This window comes from Gordonia araii NBRC 100433 (assembly GCF_000241265.1).
In the GTDB taxonomy this organism is placed as follows: Bacteria; Actinomycetota; Actinomycetes; order Mycobacteriales; family Mycobacteriaceae; genus Gordonia; species Gordonia araii.
In genome coordinates this window covers 101,895-121,581 of record NZ_BAEE01000036.1, presented here as the reverse complement: position 1 = coordinate 121,581, position 19,687 = coordinate 101,895, and the positions used below count along the sequence as shown (strand labels likewise).

The 19,687-nt window shown below is 68.8% G+C and carries 19 protein-coding genes; 2 read left to right on the top strand and 17 right to left on the bottom strand.

The genetic code is table 11. The annotated features are described in order from the left end of the window. The first annotated feature begins 26 nt into the window (after nucleotides 1–26). On the top strand, nucleotides 27–959 hold the full coding sequence (locus GOARA_RS06145) for a 5'-3' exonuclease (protein ID WP_007321465.1): 933 nt from the start codon (nucleotides 27–29) through the stop codon (nucleotides 957–959). 119 nt (nucleotides 960–1,078) lie between these two features. On the opposite strand, the gene GOARA_RS20735 is transcribed toward GOARA_RS06145, so the two are convergent. From GOARA_RS20735 to GOARA_RS06080, 13 genes are all read right to left on the bottom strand, one after another. Further along, nucleotides 1,079–1,927 (bottom strand): DUF4333 domain-containing protein, encoded by an 849-nt coding sequence (locus tag GOARA_RS20735; protein WP_007321464.1) that lies wholly within the window; start codon nucleotides 1,925–1,927, stop codon nucleotides 1,079–1,081. Between the two features lie 66 nt (nucleotides 1,928–1,993). Continuing rightward, on the bottom strand, nucleotides 1,994–4,822 hold the full coding sequence (locus GOARA_RS06135; RefSeq protein WP_007321463.1) for a DEAD/DEAH box helicase: 2,829 nt from the start codon (nucleotides 4,820–4,822) through the stop codon (nucleotides 1,994–1,996). 3 nt (nucleotides 4,823–4,825) lie between these two features. Beyond that, entirely contained in the window at nucleotides 4,826–5,797 is a 972-nt protein-coding gene (tatC, locus tag GOARA_RS06130; RefSeq protein WP_007321462.1) for a twin-arginine translocase subunit TatC, read from the bottom strand. A 12-nt stretch (nucleotides 5,798–5,809) separates the two neighbouring features. Next, on the bottom strand, nucleotides 5,810–6,061 hold the full coding sequence (tatA, locus tag GOARA_RS06125) for a Sec-independent protein translocase subunit TatA (RefSeq protein WP_007321461.1): 252 nt from the start codon (nucleotides 6,059–6,061) through the stop codon (nucleotides 5,810–5,812). Between the two features lie 71 nt (nucleotides 6,062–6,132). Then, nucleotides 6,133–7,170: a helix-turn-helix transcriptional regulator gene (locus GOARA_RS06120; RefSeq protein WP_007321460.1), complete on the bottom strand. Its 1,038-nt coding sequence runs from the start codon at nucleotides 7,168–7,170 to the stop codon at nucleotides 6,133–6,135. After that, entirely contained in the window at nucleotides 7,170–8,162 is a 993-nt protein-coding gene (locus GOARA_RS06115; RefSeq protein ID WP_007321459.1) for a helix-turn-helix transcriptional regulator, read from the bottom strand. Before GOARA_RS06115 ends, GOARA_RS06120 begins: the two co-directional genes overlap by 1 nt. Nucleotides 8,163–8,178: 16 nt before the next feature. Further along, complete coding sequence (gene pafA, locus GOARA_RS06110; protein ID WP_007321458.1) at nucleotides 8,179–9,537, bottom strand: Pup--protein ligase; 1,359 nt, start codon at nucleotides 9,535–9,537, stop codon at nucleotides 8,179–8,181. A 5-nt stretch (nucleotides 9,538–9,542) separates the two neighbouring features. Further along, nucleotides 9,543–10,322 carry a proteasome subunit alpha gene (prcA, locus tag GOARA_RS06105; RefSeq protein WP_007321457.1) on the bottom strand — a complete coding sequence of 260 codons (780 nt, stop codon included), beginning with the start codon at nucleotides 10,320–10,322 and terminating at the stop codon, nucleotides 9,543–9,545. A gap of 2 nt (nucleotides 10,323–10,324) precedes the next feature. After that, nucleotides 10,325–11,164, bottom strand: coding sequence for a proteasome subunit beta (gene prcB, locus GOARA_RS06100; RefSeq protein WP_007321456.1), 840 nt, complete (start codon nucleotides 11,162–11,164; stop codon nucleotides 10,325–10,327). Then, on the bottom strand, nucleotides 11,161–11,352 hold the full coding sequence (locus GOARA_RS06095) for a ubiquitin-like protein Pup (RefSeq protein WP_007321455.1): 192 nt from the start codon (nucleotides 11,350–11,352) through the stop codon (nucleotides 11,161–11,163). The genes prcB and GOARA_RS06095 overlap by 4 nt, the downstream gene beginning before the upstream one ends. Nucleotides 11,353–11,414: 62 nt before the next feature. Next, on the bottom strand, nucleotides 11,415–12,917 hold the full coding sequence (gene dop, locus GOARA_RS06090) for a depupylase/deamidase Dop (protein ID WP_007321454.1): 1,503 nt from the start codon (nucleotides 12,915–12,917) through the stop codon (nucleotides 11,415–11,417). Between the two features lie 36 nt (nucleotides 12,918–12,953). Next, complete coding sequence (gene arc / locus GOARA_RS06085) at nucleotides 12,954–14,654, bottom strand: proteasome ATPase (protein WP_007321453.1); 1,701 nt, start codon at nucleotides 14,652–14,654, stop codon at nucleotides 12,954–12,956. 89 nt (nucleotides 14,655–14,743) lie between these two features. After that, nucleotides 14,744–15,679: a tRNA (adenine-N1)-methyltransferase gene (locus GOARA_RS06080; RefSeq protein WP_007321452.1), complete on the bottom strand. Its 936-nt coding sequence runs from the start codon at nucleotides 15,677–15,679 to the stop codon at nucleotides 14,744–14,746. A gap of 62 nt (nucleotides 15,680–15,741) precedes the next feature. Here GOARA_RS06080 and GOARA_RS06075 point away from each other — a divergent pair, with 62 nt between their 5' ends. After that, the gene (locus GOARA_RS06075; protein ID WP_245548366.1) at nucleotides 15,742–16,611 is read left to right on the top strand and encodes a thioesterase family protein; all 870 of its coding nucleotides are present in this window, start codon (nucleotides 15,742–15,744) and stop codon (nucleotides 16,609–16,611) included. A 7-nt stretch (nucleotides 16,612–16,618) separates the two neighbouring features. On the opposite strand, the gene hisG is transcribed toward GOARA_RS06075, so the two are convergent. From hisG to GOARA_RS06055, 4 genes are read right to left on the bottom strand one after another with little or no spacing between them, the layout of a single operon-like run. Further along, entirely contained in the window at nucleotides 16,619–17,464 is an 846-nt protein-coding gene (gene hisG / locus GOARA_RS06070) for an ATP phosphoribosyltransferase (RefSeq protein ID WP_007321450.1), read from the bottom strand. Nucleotides 17,465–17,512: 48 nt separating this feature from the next. After that, on the bottom strand, nucleotides 17,513–17,776 hold the full coding sequence (locus tag GOARA_RS06065) for a phosphoribosyl-ATP diphosphatase (protein ID WP_007321449.1): 264 nt from the start codon (nucleotides 17,774–17,776) through the stop codon (nucleotides 17,513–17,515). Between the two features lie 35 nt (nucleotides 17,777–17,811). Continuing rightward, entirely contained in the window at nucleotides 17,812–18,879 is a 1,068-nt protein-coding gene (locus tag GOARA_RS06060) for an esterase-like activity of phytase family protein (RefSeq protein WP_138947567.1), read from the bottom strand. A gap of 53 nt (nucleotides 18,880–18,932) precedes the next feature. Next, the gene (locus GOARA_RS06055) at nucleotides 18,933–19,619 is read right to left on the bottom strand and encodes an HAD family hydrolase (protein ID WP_007321447.1); all 687 of its coding nucleotides are present in this window, start codon (nucleotides 19,617–19,619) and stop codon (nucleotides 18,933–18,935) included. Nucleotides 19,620–19,687: the final 68 nt, after the last annotated feature.

The window sequence follows — 19,687 nt, the reverse complement described above, 5'->3', positions numbered from 1 at the left end:
CCACACTGTGTCGCATGCCCCCACTGATGCTGCTCGACGGCGCAAGCCTGTGGTTCCGCTCCTTCTACGCCATCCCGGAGAAGGTCACCTCCCCCGACGGGCGGCCGGTCAACGCGGTGCGCGGATTCCTCGACACCATCGCGGCGCTGGTCGCCAAGCACGAGCCCAGCCGCTTGGTCGTCTGCCTCGATTTCGACTGGCGCCCCGATTTCCGCACCGAGCTGATCCCGTCGTACAAGGCCCACCGCGTCGCCGTCGAGGCCGAGTCGGAATCCGACATCGACGTCGAAGAAGTCCCCGACACGCTGACGCCGCAGGTCGACATGATTCTGGCCGCGCTGCGCCGTGCCGGAATCGCCACCGCGGGCGCGCACGGCTGTGAAGCGGACGACGTGATCGGAACCCTGGCCTTCACCGAGGCGGTCGACCCGGTGCTGGTGGTGAGCGGTGACCGTGACCTACTGCAGGTCGTGGCCGACGACCCGGTACCGGTCCGGGTGCTCTACGTCGGCCAGGGGCTCGCGAAGGCGGCGCTGATGGGTCCTGCCGAAGTCGCCGCCAAGTACGGTCTCAAACCCGATCGCGCGGGCACCGACTACGCGGAGATGTCGATGCTGCGCGGCGACCCCTCGGACGGGCTGCCCGGCGTGCCCGGCATCGGTGAGAAGACCGCGGCCAAACTACTCGTCGAATACGGCAGCCTCGACGCGCTCGAGAAGGCCGCGACGACGAAGGGATCGGCGCTGACCCCGCGGGCACGGACTGCCCTGCAAGAATCGGCCGACTACCTGCAGGCCGCACGCACTGTCGTCTTCGTCAAAACCGATGCCGAACTCGTCGAAGAAGGGGACGACCGACTGCCGACGGCGCCGAGTGACCCGGCGGGCCTGGAGCGGTTGGCCGCCGAGCTGGGTATCGAGTCAGCGGTCGGCCGCCTCGCGACGGCGTTCAAGTGGTAGCCGATCGCTGACCCCACTTTTCGCCGAGTGGGCACCTCACCTACGCCGAATGGGCACCTCACCTACGCCGAGTGGGCACCTCGCCCACGCCGAGTGGGCACCGTGCGCGATCGTCGCCGCTACTGGCGCGGAGGCCCGACCTCGAACTTGCCCTTCTTGTCGACGAAAGTGACCGTCACCTTCTGCTTGCTGCCGTCGACGGTCACGTCGCAGTCGAAGGATTCGCCCTGCTTGACCCGCTGGCCGCTCGGGCAGTTGACGTCCTTGACGTTCTTGACCTGATAGCTGTTGGTGAGGATCTGCCTCACGCCGTCTTGAGCGCCGGTCTGGGACAGCGTCTTGGGCGCCCAGCCCGGTGCCACGAAGGCGGTGAAGGCGAGCAGCGCCCCGAGAAACAGAATGCCGCCGGCGCCGATCAATGCCAGCTTGAGCGACTTGGACTTGCCCCCGGTGGTGCCCATCGCCGCGAAGTCCGGTCCGCCAAACTGCGGCTGGCCCGGCTGCGGATACTGGCCCGGCTGCTGGAACTGACCGGTGTGAGGCCCGCCAGCCCCCGGGGGTACCGGGTACTGGGGTTGCTGCTGGCCGAACGGCGGCTGACCGGGTTGAGCGAACTGGGGTCCCGGCTGACCCGGGAACTGAGGTTGCCCGGGCTGCGGCGGCTGCCCCGGCTGCTGAGGCTGACCGAACTGTGGCTGGGTATACGGCGGCTGCCCCGGCTGCTGCGCTTGGCCCGGCTGAGCGAACGGCGACGGCCCCGGCTGCTGAGGCTGACCGGGCTGACCAACCTGCGGCGACGGCTGTTGCGGCGACGACGGTTGACCGGGTGCCGCATCGGCCGGTGCGGAATCGGTGCCGGAAGGGGACTGCGACGGCGTGCCGGACGACGGCTGCTCGACGGACTGGGTCACGTCCTCGTTTGGTTCGTTGTTCTCAGAACCCGGCTCCGGCTGCTGCGGCTCGGTCATGGCGTCCTCCCTCATCAACACGACACACACCACCGTCGGTGGCAGACGGCACTACGCTACCTCACGTCAACCGAGTTCGACTGCGACCACACCGCGCCGGATCGCCGCGATGGCCGCGATCGCGGTGCGGCCGACGGGATCGTCTCGTCCCGCGCAGCCGGCGATCTGGTCCAGCAGGTCGATCACCTGCCGGTTCCACCGAACGAAATCGCCCGGGGAGAGGAGTTGTCCGGCCTCACCGGCCGCCATCAGGGATTCGGCCAGCGACCGGCCCGACGCCCACATCGCGGCGGCCACCGAGAAGCCCGTGTCCGGCTCGCGAGTCGGCGTGACGCCGTGCCGCAACTCCGCCTCGACGACGTCGCGCCAGATCCGCGCCGTGCCCGAGAGCGCTGCTCGAAGGGCCGCCGAACCGGGCATTCGATCTGTCCCACCCCCCGATTCGCGTCGAGACGTGTACACCAGACTCGCGACGACGGCCGCCAGTTCGTCGGGTGACAACCCGATCCAGGCCCCTTCTCTCAAGCACTCGCTGACCAAGAGGTCGCTCTCGCTGTAGATCGAGCGCAACCTAAGTCCAGCATCGGTGACGACCAGCTCGCCGCCACCCGATTTCGCCTCGGCGAGGTAGCCGAGCTCGAGGAGCACCGCCACGACCTTGTCGAACGTCGCGCTGAGCGCCGACGTTCGCTCGGCGATCTCCGCCTCGAGCGACCGCACCTCGCGCAGCAGGCGGTTGCGCTTCTGCGCCATCCGCGTCAGCTCGTCGACGTCGGCCGCGGTGTGCGCCGGATGCGCCCGCAACAGCTCCCGGAGCCGGGCCAGCTCGGCGTCATCGGCCGCGGCGGCGCGTTTGCGCTGCTTGCCCTTGGGCAGCGTGACGCCGGTGGAACGCAGCGCCGACGCCAGATCGCGCCGCCCCCGTCCCGTCCGGCGATCGATATGGCGGGCCAGCCGCATGTTCCCGAGCACGGTCGGGCCGTTGAGGAAATCGCGCACGCCGACACGGCCGCACCACCCGTCTTCGGCGAGCACCATCGGTTTCGGATCGACGATGTCCTCGGCGGTCTCGACAACCACTGCCACGCCGCGGTGGCGATTGCCATACAGGCCGATGATCTGTCCTCGCTTCAAGGCCGCGAGTTCGTCGGCGATCTCCACCTGGGCGTCGTGGCGCCGCGCGTACTTCAGCTCGCGCTCGCGCCGCCGGATGTCCTCCCGCAGTTCCATGTAGCCGACGAATCCGCGGTACGGATCACGGTCACCCGTGCCGCCGTCGTCAGCGCCGTCGTCGATGCCCCGCTGTGCCGCCGCGCGCGACAGCTCGCCCTCGACCTTGCGCAGTTCGTGCCGCAGCCCGTCGAGTTTGCGCGCCCGCCCGACGACCGAGCGGTCCGCTTGGAATTGTGCGAAGGAGCGCAGCAACAGTTCGCTGGATCCGGTCAGCCCGAGTCGGTCGATGAGATTGACCGCCATGTTGTACTCGGGTGCGAACGAACTGCGCAGCGCGAAGGTCCGCGCGCCGGCCAGCCCGGCGACCTCGGCGACCTGCATCTGAGGCGACCACACGACGACGGCGTGCCCCTCCGTGTCGATTCCGCGCCGCCCCGCGCGTCCCGTCAGCTGGGTGAACTCGCCCGGAGTCAGGTCGACGTGCGCCTCGCCGTTGTACTTGACCAGCCGCTCGAGGACCACCGACCGGGCCGGCATGTTGATGCCCAGCGCAAGCGTCTCGGTCGCGAAGACCATGCGCACGAGGCCGCGGACGAACAACTCCTCGACAGCGTGCCGGAACGTCGGCAGCAGCCCGGCGTGATGCGCGGCGAACCCGCGACTGATCCCCAGCCGCCACTGATCGGCTCCGAGGACATCGGCGTCGACCGGGGACAGCTCGGCGAGATAGCGGTCGGCGATCTCCAGCGCCGCCACCCGCTGCTCGTCGTCGAGCAGATTGATCCCCGAGCGCACACACTGCGCGAGCGCCCCTTCGCAGCCCGCTCGGGAGAAGATGAAATCGATCGCGGGCAGCAGTCCCTCGCGATCGAGACGGACCACCATCTCCGGCCGCGACACCGGGCGGGTTCCGCCTCGGTCCCCCGATGGTCGCCGGCCGCGCCCGCGGTGGCCTCGGCGCGGGCCCTTGCGGTCCTCACGCCGATCGCCGCGATCGGTCGCGGCGGTGAGGTCGCGGTGTGCGATATAGCGGGTGAGTTCGGGATTCACCCGCGGATTGCCGTCGGCGAGTGACCGCGGGTCGTACAGGTCGAACAGCCGGTTGCCCACCAGCATGTGCTGCCACAACGGCACGGGCCGGATCTCGTCGACGATGACGGTGGTGTCGCCGCGCACCGTCTGGATCCAGGCTCCGAACTCCTCCGAGTTCGACACCGTGGCCGAAAGGCTCACGACGCGCACCGACGGGTCGAGGTGCAGGATCACTTCCTCCCACACGGCCCCCCGGAAGCGGTCGGCGAGGAAATGAACCTCGTCCATCACGACGAAGGACAGTCCGTCCAGCGCCGCGCTGTCCGCGTAGATCATGTTGCGGACCACCTCGGTGGTCATCACGACCACCGGGGCGTCGGGGTTGACCGAGTTGTCACCCGTGAGCAAGCCGACGTTCGCGGCGCCGTGAATCTCGACGAGGTCGTGGAACTTCTGGTTGCTCAACGCCTTGATGGGCGTGGTGTAGAAGCACTTCGTCCCGCTGGCCAGCGCCAGATGGACGGCGAACTCCCCGACGATGGTCTTACCCGCGCCGGTCGGCGCGCATACCAGCACGCCGTGCCCGGCGGCCAGCGCCTCGCAGGCGCGCCGCTGAAAGTCGTCGAGCCGGAAGGCGAGCCGTCCGGTGAAGTCGGCGAGCGCACCCTCGGCGGTGAATCCAATCGTCATCGACTACAGGATGTCATCGAAGTTCGCCCGATCGCGAACCGATTCCCGATCCGCGGACGCGACACCGGCCGGGGCGCCGATCGGGGCCGCCGTCGGCCGCGGTCCCGGCGGAGGCAGCGGGCTGGCCTCGTCGTCGGCGAGGTCCTCCAGACGCGCCCGCTTGCGCGCTCGGCGGCGATCGTTGAACCGGGCGAACTGGATCGAGGCTTCCAGCAGGATCGTCAGGGCGAACGCCAGCGCCAACATGGTGAACGGGTCGGATCCGGGCGTCACGATGCCCGCGAAGACGAACATGGCGAAGATCAACCCGCGACGCCAGTGCTTGAGACGCTCGTAGCTGAGCACGCCGATGAGGTTCAGCGCGATCAGCAGCACCGGCAGCTCGAAGCTGATCCCGAAGATGATCAGCAGGTTGAGCATGAACGAGAAGTACTGATCGCCCGCCAGCGCGGTGATCTGGACGTCGCTGCCGACGCTCAGCAGGAATCCGAACGCCTTCGACACGACCAGGTAGGCCAGGACCGCGCCGGCGACGAAGAGGAGGCTGGCCGCGGTGACGAATCCGACGGCGTACCGACGTTCATTGCGGTGCAGCGCGGGCGTGATGAACCGCCACAGCTGGTAGAACCAGATCGGCGCGGCGAGCACGACGCCGGCGGTCAGCGCGACCTGCAGGCGCAGCATGAACTGGTCGAACGGCCCCGTCGCCAGTAGTCGGCACTCTCCATCGGGTGAGAACGAGGCGCGGACGTCCGCCGGGAGGCTGCAGTACGGGCCACGCAACAGCTCGCCAAGCGAATCGAGTCGCCAGACGCCGTGCGAGTACCAGATGAAGCCGATGATCGTGGTGGCGGCGATCGCGATGAGCGCGATGATCAAACGGGTGCGCAGCTCGCGCAGATGGTCGACCAACGACATGGTGCCGTCGGGATTGACCTTGCTGCGGCGGCGGCGAGGGTCGAAGGGAATGCGCACGCGGGCGGCGGACTAGGCCGACTTCTTCTCCGACGCGGGATCCGCGGCGGCCTCGCCCTTCTCGCCCGGCGGCAGCTCGCGCTGGGCGGCGGCGTCGGTGTCCTTATCGCCGTCGTCCTTGGTCATCTCGCGGATCTCGCTCTTGAAGATGCGCAGCGACTGGCCCAGTCCGCGGGCGGCCGCGGGCAGCTTCCCCGCGCCGAACAGGAGCAAGAAGATGATGGCGATGATGATGAGGTGCGACGGTTGCATCCACCCGGTCATGGGCAACTCCTGTCCGAAAGGGGCTTGACTCGACGCCAAGTCTACGCGATTGGCCCGGTAGCGCCTTCGCGCTACCGATAACGCTCCCGGGCGGCAGCCGCCCGTGCGTGTACCTGAGCAGAGATCTCCGGTTCGCCGACGAGCCGGATCGTCCCGCCGAAGCCGGACACGAAACGGACCAGCCACTCCTGCGAGCCGTAGTGCACGCGGGCCCGCACCGGCGCGCCGTCGGGCGCCGGGCCGGAACCGTCGTCGATGATGTCGACGAGGTAGTTCTCGGTCACCCACAGCTGCTCCGGGGCGATCTCCAACTCCGCGGTCAGAAGGTCCTGCTCCTCCCACCCGGCCGGTCCGACCGAAGCAGCGGCCGCGGGCGGGGGATTCGACGGTTCGTCGAGTTGCTCGGCCGCCTCGATCCGGTCGAACCGGAACAACCGGGTGTCTTCGGCGCTTCGGCACCACGCTTGGAGATACGCGTTGCCGTCGATGAGTTTCACCGTGATCGGATCGACGATCCGTTCGCTCACGGCGTCGCGGGCCGGTGTGTAGTACCGGAGCCGTAGCGCCCGATGCGCACGCACGGCTTCCCGTACCTCGTCGTAGCGACGCTGGCGACGGGAAGTCGGCGCGCCTCCCCCGTCGGCCGACGGTTCGCTGCGCTGCGCGCGGGCCGCGGACTCGGCTGCGGCCAACTCCTCGCCCCGGGCACGCAGGCCCTTTTTCTTCGCCCGCACCGGTACCGCCATCGCGGCCTCGATCTTGGCGATCGCCCTACGCGTCGCGTCGGCGTCGACGCCCGGAATGTCGGCCAGCGTCGCCAGCGCGGTCTGTAGCAGGGCGGCCTCGGCACCCGTCAGGCGCAACGGCCGGTCCATGCCCGCCGTGAACTGGACCCGCACATGACCCGAGTCGTACTGCACGTCGATGAGGTCTTCGAAGCCGTTCTGCCGCTGCCCGCAGACAAAGAGCTGTTCGATGTCCTTCGTCAGCTGTCCGGTGGTGATACCCAGATCGGCGGCGGCCTCCGACACGGCGATCCCCTGCCGGGACGCCAGGTACGGCACCATCGCCAGCAGCCGCGAGAACCGCGAGACCGATGCTTCCGCCATCACCGCACCGCCAATTCGTCGAGGGCCGCGACCACCGCGTGCCGCAGCCCGTCGGGGGCCAGTACCACGGCGTCGGGCCCGGCGCGCAGCACGGTGCGCACCATCGACGACGTGGAGTCGTAGGTCACGGTCAGCTCATCGCCCGGCTCGCCGTCGAGCACCGAGGGCCTCGACGAGGACGCGAGCCGGCGCAGCCAGGCCGCGCGGTCGGCGGCGACCCAGATCGTGGCCTCGCTCCGCTTCTCCCGGAACGCCGAATAGACCGATTCGGCAACCAGTTCGCGCAGACGGCCCGGCTCGACGCCGGGGGTGAACGCCTTCGGACGGCCGGTGGGGGTCACCTCGGTGATCCGGGAGAGACGGAAGGTGCGCTGTTGCTCCCGATCGAGGTCGTGCCCCACGACGTACCAGCGCCCGCGGTGAGTCACGACGCCCCACGGCTCCAGGCGGCGCACCGAGGCTTGGGCGCCCGGCCGCTGATAGGACATCTCGACCGCGCGACGCTGCTCGCTCGCCTCCAGGAGGGTGCGCAGGACCCGTTCGTCGCCGGCGCCCCGGCCGGCGGATTTGGGACTGACCACCCAGTCCTCGTCGGCGGAGACGTCGATGCCCGCCGCGCGCAGTTTGAGGGCCGCGCTCTGCGCGATCGCGGCGACCTCGGAACTGTCCCAGAGCGCGGTCGCCAGGGCGACGACCGCGGCCTCGTCGCCGTCGAGGTGTATATCGGGCAGCTCGTAGCGTTCGCGGTCGATGCGATAGCCGTCGTCCGCCTCGCCGTATCCCGATGTCGGGCCGGTGATCAGCGGGATGCCCAGGTCGCGCAGGTCGGCCTTGTCCCGCTCGAACATCCGGAAGAACGCCTCGTCGCTGCTGTCGTTCTCGTAGTACCCGCCCACGTTGCGGCGGATGTACTCGGCGGAGACGAACTGACGCGTCGACAGCAGGCAGATGACCAGGTTGAGCTGTCGCTCGACTTTCGCGCGTTTCGTCACACGAACAGGTTAGTGGTCACATCGAGGCGATGAGGCGATCGACGCGCTCGTCGACCGAGCGGAACGGGTCCTTGCACAGGACGGTGCGCTGGGCTTGATCGTTCAGTTTGAGGTGCACCCAGTCGACGGTGAAGTCGCGCCCGGCGGCCTGGGCCGCGCTGATGAACTCGCCACGCAGCTTGGCGCGCGTGGTCTGCGGCGGCGTGTGCACGGCGGCGTCGATGGCGTCGTCGGTGGTGACACGCGCGATCAGTCCCTTGCGGGTGAGCACGTCGGCAACGCCACGACCGGGAAGGATGTCGTGATAGGCCAGGTCGAGCTGGGCGATCTTCGGGTCGCCCAGGTCGATGTCGTAGCGGTCCAGGTAGCGCTGGAAGAGCTTGCGCTTGATCACCCAGTCTATTTCGGTGTCCACCGAGGAGAAGTCGTCGGACTCGACCGCGTCCAGGATCCGCCCCCACAGGTCCACGACCTTGCTGAGCATCTCGTCGGGCTGGCGGTTCGCCATGTGGTCGACAGCGCGCGAATAGTACTCGCGCTGGATGTCCAGGGCGCTGGCCTCCCGACCGCCGGCCAGCCGCACCGCACGGCGGCCGGTGGGGTCATGGCTGATCTCGCGGATCGCCCGGATCGGGTTGTCGAGCGCGAAATCCCGGAAACTGACGCCCGCCTCGATCATCTCCAGCACCAGCAGCGCCGAACCGACCTTGAGCATCGTCGTCGGCTCGGCCATGTTGGAGTCGCCGACGATCACGTGCAGGCGGCGGTACTTCTCGGCATCGGCGTGCGGCTCGTCGCGGGTATTGATGATCGGACGCGAGCGGGTCGTCGCGCTCGATACGCCCTCCCAGATGTGCTCGGCGCGCTGGGAGAGGCAGAACTGCCCTGTACTCGGCGTCGCGAGTACCTTTCCCGCACCGCAGATCAGCTGGCGGGTCACGAGGAACGGCAACAACACATCGGAGATCCGGGAGAACTCGCCGGAGCGCACCACCAGGAAGTTCTCGTGGCAGCCGTAGGAGTTGCCCGCGGAGTCGGTGTTGTTCTTGAACAGGTAGATGTCGCCGCCGATGCCCTCGTCGGACAACCGGTTCTGCGCGTCGAGCAGCAGGTCGACCAGGATGCGCTCCCCTGCCCGGTCGTGATTGATCAAGGTCAGCAGGTCGTCGCACTCGGCGGTCGCGTACTCCGGGTGCGATCCGACATCGAGGTAGAGCCGCGCACCGTTGTCCAGGAACACGTTCGACGATCGCCCCCAGGACACGACCCTGCGGAACAGGTAGCGCGCGACCTCGTCGGGGCTGAGCCGGCGGTGTCCACGGAAGGTGCAGGTGACACCGAATTCCGTCTCGATCCCCATGATGCGACGCTGCATGCCGGTCAGCCCTTCTTGGATTTGCCGGCGTCGGCCAGCAGGGCGGCGACCTCGTCGTGGCCGAGCCGCCGGAATGCCCTGCGCGGGCGCGTCCGGTCGAGAACCGCGACCTCCAGGTCGGTCGCGGCCAGCTCGCGCGGCGTGGTCGGCGACGAGTCGTTCGCGGCTCCGTTCGAGGTCGCACGCCCGGCGTCGGGCTGGGCGGGCGGCGTCGGGTTGGCCAGCGCCGTCACCGCGATGCCGAGGGCGGCGGTTAGGGCCAGATCCGGCTCGAAGGACTCCGTGAGCGCCGCCGTGATCGCCTCGGTGTGCCCGCCCATGACCAGGAATCGGGTCTCGTCGACGACGGAGCCGTCGTAGCCGATCCGGTAGAGCTGCGACGGCGTGTCCCGGCCCGGTTTGGCGACCTCGGCGACACACAGTTCGACCTCGTACGGTTTGGGCTGCTCGGTGAACACCGTGCCCAGTGTGGTGGCGTAGGCGTTGGCCAGCGACAAGCCGCTGACGTCGGCGCGGTCGTAGCTGTAGCCGCGCAGGTCGGCGAGCTGGATACCGGCCCGGCGCAGGCTTTCGAACTCGTTGTACTTGCCGACCGCTGCGAAGCCGATGCGGTCGTAGATCTCGGACACCTTGCGCAACGTGTTCGACGGGTTCTCCGCGACGAACAGGACACCGTCGGCGTAGGTGAGCGTCACGACGCTGCGGCCGCGCGCGATGCCTTTGCGCGCCAGCTCCGAGCGGTCGCGCATGATCTGCTCGGCGCTCGCGTAATACGGGAAGGTCATCGCTACTCCCCCGCCTCGTCGCGGAGCTCGTCATAGCTCCGCGAGCGCTCTTCGATGATCTGCCCGGCCGCCTCGGCGATCTGCCGGTCCGGCACCTCGGCCGCACCCTCGGCGTCCACCGTCACCGCGGTCGGGTAGATCTTGCGGACCGTGTCGGGCCCGGCGGTCGCCGAATCGTCGTCGGCCGCGTCGTACAGCGCTTCGACGGCGATCTTGAGCGCCTCCTCGGCGGTCAGGTCTCCGCGGTACCGCTTCTTCAGCGAGGATTTCGCGAACACCGAGCCCGAACCGATGGCCTGATAGCCGCCGAACTCCTCGTGCCGGTCGCCCGCGACGTCGAAGGAGAAGATCCGGCCGCGGGCGCGCGGATCAGCCGCGTCGGCGTCGAAGCCGACGAGCAGCGGGATCGCGGCCAGGCCCTGCAGCGCCGCACCCAGGTTGCCCCGGACCATCGCCGCCATGCGCGACACCTTGCCGTCCAGGGTCAGCGAAACGCCCTCGATCTTCTCGTAGTGCTCGAGTTCGACGGCGAACAGGCGCACCATCTCCACGGCGATGCCCGCGGTGCCGGCGATACCGGCGGCCGAGTAGTCGTCGGTGATGAAGACCTTCTGGATGTCGCGCGTCGCGATCAGATTGCCCGCGGTGGCCCGCCGGTCACCGGCGATGACCACACCGCCCGGGTAGGCGACGGCCACGATCGTCGTGCCGTGCGGCACCGAGGCTGGCGAACCGGGAGCGACGCCGTGCCGTTCCACGCGACGACCGGGCAACAGCTCGGGTGCGTGCTGGCCGAGGTAGTCGGTGAACGAGGAGATGTCGGGTCCGGGCGACCGGTTCACTGGCCGCCCTTCTGCACGTAGGCGCGCACGAAGTCCTCCGCGTTCTCTTCCAACACGTCGTCGATCTCGTCGAGCAGATCGTCGGTGTCCTCGGCGAGCTTCTCGCGGCGCTCCTGACCGGCCGCTCCGTCGGGACCGAGGTCACCGTCGTCGCCGCCACCACCGGATCGTTTCTGTTCCTGCGCCATGCCGCCTCCATTCACGCGAATTCGGATTCCACCCTACTGGAAACCTGCCCGTCGGCTCTGCGCTACTTGGCCGTGAGTTCGTCGACGAGTTCTGCCGCCGACGTCACCGAGTCGAGCAGCGCACCCACATGGGAACGACTGCCCCGCAACGGTTCCAGCGTCGGGATGCGGATCAACGAGTCCCCGCCCAGGTCGAAGATGACCGAGTCCCAGCTGGCCGCGGCGATATCGGCGCCGAACCGGCGCAGGCATTCGCCGCGGAAATACGCGCGCGTATCCGGCGGCGGGCTGGTCACCGCCTCGGCGACCTGCGCCTCGTCGACCAGCCGTTTCATCGATCCGCGGGCGACGAGCCGGTTGTACAGCCCCTTGTCCAGCCGTACATCGGAGTACTGCAGGTCGATCAGCGCCAGTCGGGGCGCCGACCAGCCGAGGCCCTCGCGCTGCCGGAAGCCCTCCAGCAGCCGCAGTTTGGCCGGCCAGTCGAGGATGTCGGCGCACTCCATCGGGTCGCGTTCGAGCCGGTCGAGCACATCCGCCCAGATCGCCAGCACATTGGCGGCCGAGGCGTCGTCGGCGTGGTGCAGGTCGTGGAACTGCTGGCACCGCGCCAGATACTCGCGCTGGATCGCCAGACCGGTGAGTTCGCGGCCGTCCGCCAGGGCGACGACCTCCGACAGCGTCGGATCGTGGCTGATGGCGTGCACGGCCGACACCGGCCGTGCCAGCTCCAGATCGGACAAGTCCACCCCCGCCTCGATGAGGTCCAGGACGAGCGCGGTGGTCCCCACCTTGAGATAGGTCGCGGTCTCGGCGAGGTTGGCGTCGCCGATGATCACGTGCAGCCGCCGGTACCGGTCCGGGTCGGCGTGCGGTTCGTCGCGGGTGTTGATGATGCCGCGCTTGAGCGTCGTCTCCAGGCCGACCTCGACCTCGATATAGTCGGCGCGCTGGGACAGCTGAAACCCCGCCTCGTCGCCGGATTGGCCGATGCCGACGCGCCCGGATCCGCAGATCACCTGCCGCGATGCGAAGAAGGGCGTGAGCCCCGTGACGACGTCGGCGAACGGCGTGTCGCGATCCATCAGGTAGTTCTCGTGGGTGCCGTAGGAGGCGCCCTTCCCGTCGATGTTGTTCTTGTAGAGCTGCAGCCGCGGGGCGCCGGGCACGCTCGCGACGTACCGCGCGGCCGCCTCCATCACCCGTTCACCGGCCTTATCCCAGATCACCGCGTCCATCGGATCGGTGACCTCCGGCGCGGAGTACTCCGGATGGGCGTGGTCGACGTAGAGGCGCGCGCCGTTGGTCAGGATCATGTTCGCCGCGCCGATCTCGTCGGCGTCGATGATCGGTGCCGGGCCGTTGCTGCGACCCAAGTCGAAGCCCCGTGCATCGCGCATCGGGGACTCCACCTCGTAGTCCCACCGGGTCCGCTTGGCCCGGGGCACCCCGGCGGCCGCGGCATACGCGAGCACCGCCTGGGTGGACGTCATGATCGGGTTGGCGGTCGGATCATCGGGCGCGGAAATGCCGTACTCGACCTCGATCCCGATGATTCGCTGCATGATCTCCAGCCTAGTTACCCGCGAATCGCCCGCGAATCAGAGGTACTGGCCGGTCGAGGTCTCGGTGTCGATGGCCCGGCTCGCACCCGTGCTCTTGCCGGTCACCAGGGTGCGGATGTAGACGATCCGCTCCCCCTTCTTGCCCGAGATCCGCGCCCAGTCGTCGGGGTTGGTCGTGTTGGGCAGATCCTCGTTCTCGGCGAACTCGTCGAGGATGGAATCCAGCAGGTGACCGATGCGGAGGCCGGGCTGGCTGGTCTCCAGCTGCGCCTTGATCGCGTACTTCTTGGCTCGGTCGACGACGTTCTGGATCATCGCACCGGAGTTGAAGTCCTTGAAGTACATGACTTCCTTGTCACCGTTGGCGTAGGTGACTTCGAGGAAGCGGTTGTCCTCGCTCTCGGCGTACATGCGGTCGACGACGCGTTCGATCATGGCCCGAACGCAGGCCGTGCGATCGCCGTTGAACTCGGCGATGTCGTCGGGGTGGATCGGCAGCTCCTCGGTCAGGTATTTGGAGAAGATGTCGATGGCCGACTCCGCGTCGGGACGCTCGATCTTGATCTTCACGTCGAGCCGGCCGGGACGCAGGATCGCCGGATCGATCATGTCCTCGCGGTTGGAGGCACCGATCACGATGACGTTCTCCAAGCCCTCGACGCCGTCGATCTCGCTGAGAAGCTGCGGAACGACGGTCGTCTCGACGTCGGAGGACACGCCCGACCCACGGGTGCGGAAGATTGAATCCATCTCATCGAAGAACACGATCACCGGCGTGCCGTCGGAGGCCTTCTCGCGGGCCCGCTGGAAGATCAGGCGGATGTGGCGCTCGGTCTCGCCGACGAACTTGTTGAGCAGCTCGGGGCCTTTGATGTTGAGGAAGTACGACTTCGCCTCGTGCGCGTTGTCGCCCCGGGCCTCCGCCATCTTTCGGGCCAGCGAATTGGCCACCGCCTTGGCGATCAGCGTCTTGCCACAGCCCGGCGGACCGTAGAGCAGGACGCCCTTGGGCGGGCGCAGCGAGTACTCGCGGAACAGTTCTTTGTGCAGGAAGGGCAGCTCGACGGCGTCGCGGATCTGCTCGATCTGCCGGCCGAGGCCACCGATATCGGAGTAGTCGACGTCGGGCACCTCCTCCAGGACGAGATCCTCGACCTCGGCCTTGGGGATGCGCTCGAAGGCGACGCCGGCCTTGTTGTCGATCAGCAACGAGTCGCCCGGGCGCAGTTTGCGGCGGTGCTCGTCGGGGTCGTCGGAGGCGCGCAACGGCTCAGCGAGCACGACCACCCGCTCCTCGTCGGCGTGTCCCACCACCAGGGCCCGCGAGCCGTCGGAGAGGATTTCGCGCAGCATCGCGATTTCGCCCGAGACGTCGAAATCACCCGCTTCGACGACGGTCAGGGCCTCGTTGAGGCGCAACGTCTGCCCCACCCGCATCTCGCTGACGTCCAGGTTGGGCGACACGGTCAGCCTCATCTTGCGGCCGGAGGTGAACACGTCGACGGTCGCGTCGTCGGGATAGACCGACTGCAGCACGCCGTAGCCGCTGGGCGGCTGGCCGAGCCGATCGACCTCTTCGCGCAGCGCGACGAGTTGCTGGCGAGCCTCTTTCAGGGTCTCCAAGAGCTTCGCGTTGCGCGCGGAAAGATTGTCGACGCGCTCCTGCAACTGCTCGGCTGTGCCCGTCGGCCGCGTTGCGCCGCCGCTCGGGTTGGCCCCTGATTCTTCGTTACTCACTGTTGGCTCCTTATCCCGCGCCGCTTTCCACGCTACCGGCGATCGGGTCGAGATGCGCGCACCCGGGCCCCGGAAACGGGTGATTCGCGCTACTGGGCGTCGGCGGCGGGCGCCGCTTCCGACCCCGCATCTCCGGACGACGAATCCCCCTGAGCGGCGGTTTTGGCCCGTCCGGTCGGGCGGCGGTGCGGACGCAAGGTCGTCTGGCCGTCGGCCAGGCGGCGCGCGGTGACGAGGAAGGCCGTGTGGCCCTGCATGCGGTGCTCGGGCCGCACGGCCAGGCCGACGGCGCTCCATTCCCGCACGAGCGACTCCCAGGCGCGCGGTTCGGTCCAGCACTCCTGGTCGCGCAGCGCCTCGATGATCCGTGACAGCTGCGTCACCGTCGCGACGTAGACGACGAGGACGCCGCCCGGCTTCAGCGTGCGCGCCACGGTCTCCAGCGGCTCCCACGGTGCCACCATGTCCAGGATCAGGCGGTCCGCCTGGTCGGCGGGGTCGTGATCGGCCAGGTCGCCGACCCGCAGTTCCCAGTTCCGTGGCGCGGACCCGAAGAAGGTCTCGACGTTCTTGCTGGCGTACTCGGCGTGGTCGTCGCGGATCTCGTAGGAGAGCACCGAGCCGGTCGCATCGTCGGCCCCGCCCGCCGTCGCGGGACCGCCCACCGCGCGCAGCAGGGCGCAGGTGAGCGCACCCGAACCGGCGCCCGCCTCGATGACGCGGCACCCCGGATGGATGTCGCCCTCGGTGATGATCTGCGCCGAGTCCTTCGGGTAGATGACCTGCGCGCCGCGGGGCATGGACAACACGAAGTCGGTGAGCAGCGGACGCAGCGCCAGGTACTCGGTACCGCTGGTCGCAGCGACGACGCAGCCCTCCGGCGAACCGATGAGATCATCGTGGGCGATAGCCCCCCGATGGGTGTGGAACAGCTTGCCCGGCTCGAGGACCACGGTGAACTTGCGAGACTTCGCGTCGGTGAGCTGTACCCGGTCTCCGACCTCGAAAGGCCCGGTGGTCGGCATCGGATGGTCTCCTCGGAGGTCGGGTGGCGGCGGTCGCGGGGCCGCTGGATATCGTGGGTCGGGTGGACCAGCACATCGCGGACGAACCCTATTATCGCCCGACCGTCGTCGACGACGCGCAGGCGGGTGACGACGGCTGGGAGTACTTCGCCCCGACCGAATCCTCGGTGTCGGTGTGGACGTCGGAGATCCAGCACGGCGGTCCCCCGACCGGCCTGTTGACCCGGGTCCTTCGCCGCACCGCGGCGGCGGCCGGTACCGGCGAATCGGTCACCTTCTCCCGCATCGCCACCGACATCCTCGGCCCGGTCGGCCTCGACACGAACCGCGTCAAGGGCGAGGTGATCCGTCCCGGCCGCCAGATCAGTCTCATTGGCGCGGAGTTGCAGACCCGACAGCCAGACGGCTCCTACCGAACGGCGGCCACCGCACGCGCATGGCAGCTGCACGGTTCGCCGTCGGCACAGATCGCGCACGCGCCTCGGCCGCCGATGTCACCGCTTCCGGGTGAGTTGACCGTGCACCGCGGCGTCACGCCGCAAACCGCGCCGGGGGTCGATTGGGGCACCGTCGGCTTCATCGGCAGCACGGAGACCGCATGGGTCGACGGACGAACCGGTTCAACCGACGCGGTGTGGATCCGGCCGCTGGCACCGCTGGTCGAAGGCGAGGAGACCGACTTCCTCGACTCCTTGGGCGTCGTCGCCGATGTCGCCAACGGCGTCGGGACCACGCTCGACCCGCGCGAGTGGACCTGGATGAACACCGACACGACGATGCACCTGCTGCGCCGGCCGGTCGGATCGTGGATCGCGATCGATTCCGAACTGTCGGCCGGACCGGCCGGATTCGGCGCCACCTACGCGGATCTGTACGACGAGCAGGGCTTCGTGGCGAGGACCGCGCAGACCGTGCTGCTGGCGGCGCGGTAGATCGCTCTCAGAAGCGGCAGGAACGGATGTCGGTGGCCAGGATCGCCTTCGCACCCAGCTCGGCCAGCTCGTCCATCAGGTTCTGGTGATCCTTGCGCGGCACCATCGCGCGCACCGCGACCCACTCCGGATCGGCCATCGGCGCCACGGTGGGTGATTCGAGTCCGGGGGTGAGCTTGGACGCTTCGTCCAGCAGCGTCCGCGGGCAGTCGTAGTCGATCATCACGTACTGCTGACCGAAGACGACGCCCTGGACGCGCGCCACGAACTGCTTGCCCGCCTTCGTGAGTTCGGAACCGGCGCGCGAAACGAGGACGCCCTCGGAATCGCAGAGCGATTCGCCGAAGGCCGCGAGCCCGTGCTGGCGAAGGGTGCGACCGGAACCGACGACGTCGGCGATCGCGTCGGCCACGCCCAGCTGAATCGAGATCTCCACCGCGCCGTCGAGGCGGATGATCTCGGCCTCGATCCCCCGGTCACCGAGGTCGGCCCGCACCAGGTTCGGGTACGACGTGGCGATTCGCTTGCCCGCCAGATCCGCGACCGTCCAGGTCTGGTCGGCCGGCGCGGCGTAGCGGAAGGTCGACGAGCCGAACCCCATGGCGAGTTGCTCGTCGACCGACGCCCCGGAGTCGGCGGCCAGGTCGCGACCGGTGATACCCAGGTCCAGCGTGCCCTGGCCGACGTAGATCGCGATGTCCTTGGGACGCAGGAAGAAGAACTCGACGTCGTTGGCCGTGTCGAGGACGGTCAGGTCTTTCGAATCCGAGCGCTTCCGGTATCCGGCCTCGGCGAGGACGGTGGAGGCGGACTCGGAGAGCGCGCCTTTGTTGGGGACTGCCACACGCAGCATGGGTTACTCGGTCCTATCGGTTCGCTATGGGAGTGCCGGGTTCTCGCGTCACAGATGGCGGTAGACGTCGTCGAGGCTCAGCCCGCGTTTGATCATCATCACCTGCAGCCAATAGAGCAACTGAGATATCTCTTCGCCCAGCGATTCGTCGGACTCGTGCTCGGCCGCCAGCCACACTTCGCCGGCCTCTTCGATGATCTTCTTCCCCAACGTGTGGACACCGGAATCCAGTGCGGCGACGGTGCCACTGCCCGCGGGGCGGGTACGTGCCTTATCCCCCAGCTCGGCGAACAATTCCTCGAAGGTTTTCACGGTTGTCCATCCTCCCACGGCGTCGTGCCGGCCTGCTAACCGCGTGGCCCGGGCAGGCGAGCCCACAACGTCAGCAGACGGGTCGTCTGCGCCGGCGAATAGTTGTCGTCGGACAGCAGATGGATGATGTGCCCGCCCGGGCGTGCCGCGACCGTCATGCCTTCGTAGTTGTCCATCAGCGGATTGCGCTGAAACTGACGGCTCCGCGCACCCAGTGCCGGGCAATCCACTAGGTCGGCAAGCGGCCGTCTGGTCACCCGGCGCACGATGTCCGGTCCGCGAGCCGGCCCGATCACGGCCGTCGCGAGCACGGCGCTCGATCCCCGCCGAGGCGAGTAGGCGGCTTCCAGCACGACGATCCGGTCGGGGGCGTAGGCCGCGATCTCCGAGATCCGCATCCCCGGTGCGGTTCGGTAGACGAGTTCGCGGATCAGCCGAAACCGTCCACCGGCGTCGCGCCGATAGTCCAGGAACCGGCGCGTGCGCGGCTCGTCGCCGGCGAGACCGCGTTCCATGGCGGCGATCAGCCGATTCCCGTCCGGCGTGACCGTCAGACCTTCGAACGCCGCGTTGGGCGCGGCCCGGCCCAGCGGGGCGATCCGATACCGCGGTGGTACCTCCACGTCGTAGCGCCAGCGCCCGTCGCGAGCGAAGACGGAGATTCGCGGGCCCCGTTCCGAGCTGACGACGAAGGACCCGTCGCGCAGTGCGGCGATCCCCTCGTTGTCCGCGCGCCCGGCGAGCTGCCTTCCGTCGGCACCGCGCAACCGGATGGGTGCGCCTGCGATGCGCGGACGCGGCGGCAGGTCGTCGAGCCCAGTGAGCTGCCACACCACGGCGCCCTCGGGCATGTGATCCGGCAGGGCGAGGTAGCGCCCCGACGCGGCGTCGTAGGCCAGGCCCGAAAGACCGGCGACGCGATCCGGTCCGTACGTCTTCTTGTCGAGCGCGTCGGAATAGCCGACCGCCGTCACCGTCGGCGAGCACGCGCCCGGCGCGGCATGCGCGCCCGGCGCGGCATGCGCGACCGGCGCGGCATGCGCGACCGGCGCGACCGCCCCGAGCAACAGTGCGCAAACCCAGCAGTATGCGACAAACCCCACCCGTTTCACGTGCTGGGTTTGTCGCATACTGCTGGGTTTGCGTGGGGGTGGGATCACCGCACCGCCAGCGCGCGTTGCCACGCGTCGGCCAGCTCCGCGGTATCGACCCCGACGAGTGAATCTCGAAAGACGCGGCCCGGGCCGTCGTCGACCGCCACCGCCGACGGCACGATGAGCGCCGGACATCCGGCCGCCGACGCCGACGCGGCCCCGGTCGGCGAATCCTCGACGACCAGGCACGCATGCGGCGCATATCCCAAGAGGTCGGCGGCACGCAGATACGGGAACGGCGCGGGCTTGCCCATGGGCACCTCGTCGCCGCACACCGTCGCGGTGAAACGGCCCCGCCCGATCGTCGCCAGCGCGACCTCGGTGAGTTCGCGGACCGTGTTGGTGACCAGCACCATCGCGACACCTGCGTCGGCGACGGCGTCGAGTGCTTCCTGGGCGCCCGGACGCCAGGGCAATCCCGCGTTGAACAGGTCGGTCACGTGATCCAGCAGCCACCGCGCGTCCGCGGCGGCGTCCCGGTCGCCGTCACCGATCCCGGCCGCGTCGTAGACCTTGCCCATCGCGTCGGGCAACGAGTTGCCCAGGGTGGATTCACGCAGGTCGGCGTCCATCGCCAACCCGTGCCGCGTCGCGAAATCGCTGACCGCGACGTCCCAGATCGGCTCGGAGTCGATCAGGGTGCCGTCCATGTCCCACAGGATCGCCGCGGGTGCCGGTTTGGTGCTCACCGTCGAATCATCGCATCTGCCGCGCGGCAGTTCCCAATGCCGGGACGTGTCTCACAGCGGCGAATGGG

Coding starts and splice junctions, on each gene's coding strand:
- tatA (WP_007321461.1), bottom strand. CDS start 6,061: ATGACCGGGTGGATGCAACCGTCGCACCTCATCATCATCGCCATCATC.
- GOARA_RS06145 (WP_007321465.1), top strand. CDS start 27: ATGCTGCTCGACGGCGCAAGCCTGTGGTTCCGCTCCTTCTACGCCATC.
- GOARA_RS06135 (WP_007321463.1), bottom strand. CDS start 4,822: ATGACGATTGGATTCACCGCCGAGGGTGCGCTCGCCGACTTCACCGGA.
- dop (WP_007321454.1), bottom strand. CDS start 12,917: ATGCAGCGAATCATCGGGATCGAGGTCGAGTACGGCATTTCCGCGCCC.
- hisG (WP_007321450.1), bottom strand. CDS start 17,464: ATGCTGCGTGTGGCAGTCCCCAACAAAGGCGCGCTCTCCGAGTCCGCC.
- GOARA_RS20735 (WP_007321464.1), bottom strand. CDS start 1,927: ATGACCGAGCCGCAGCAGCCGGAGCCGGGTTCTGAGAACAACGAACCA.
- pafA (WP_007321458.1), bottom strand. CDS start 9,537: ATGCAGCGTCGCATCATGGGGATCGAGACGGAATTCGGTGTCACCTGC.
- GOARA_RS06095 (WP_007321455.1), bottom strand. CDS start 11,352: ATGGCGCAGGAACAGAAACGATCCGGTGGTGGCGGCGACGACGGTGAC.
- GOARA_RS06120 (WP_007321460.1), bottom strand. CDS start 7,170: ATGGCGGAAGCATCGGTCTCGCGGTTCTCGCGGCTGCTGGCGATGGTG.
- prcA (WP_007321457.1), bottom strand. CDS start 10,322: ATGACCTTCCCGTATTACGCGAGCGCCGAGCAGATCATGCGCGACCGC.
- GOARA_RS06080 (WP_007321452.1), bottom strand. CDS start 15,679: ATGCCGACCACCGGGCCTTTCGAGGTCGGAGACCGGGTACAGCTCACC.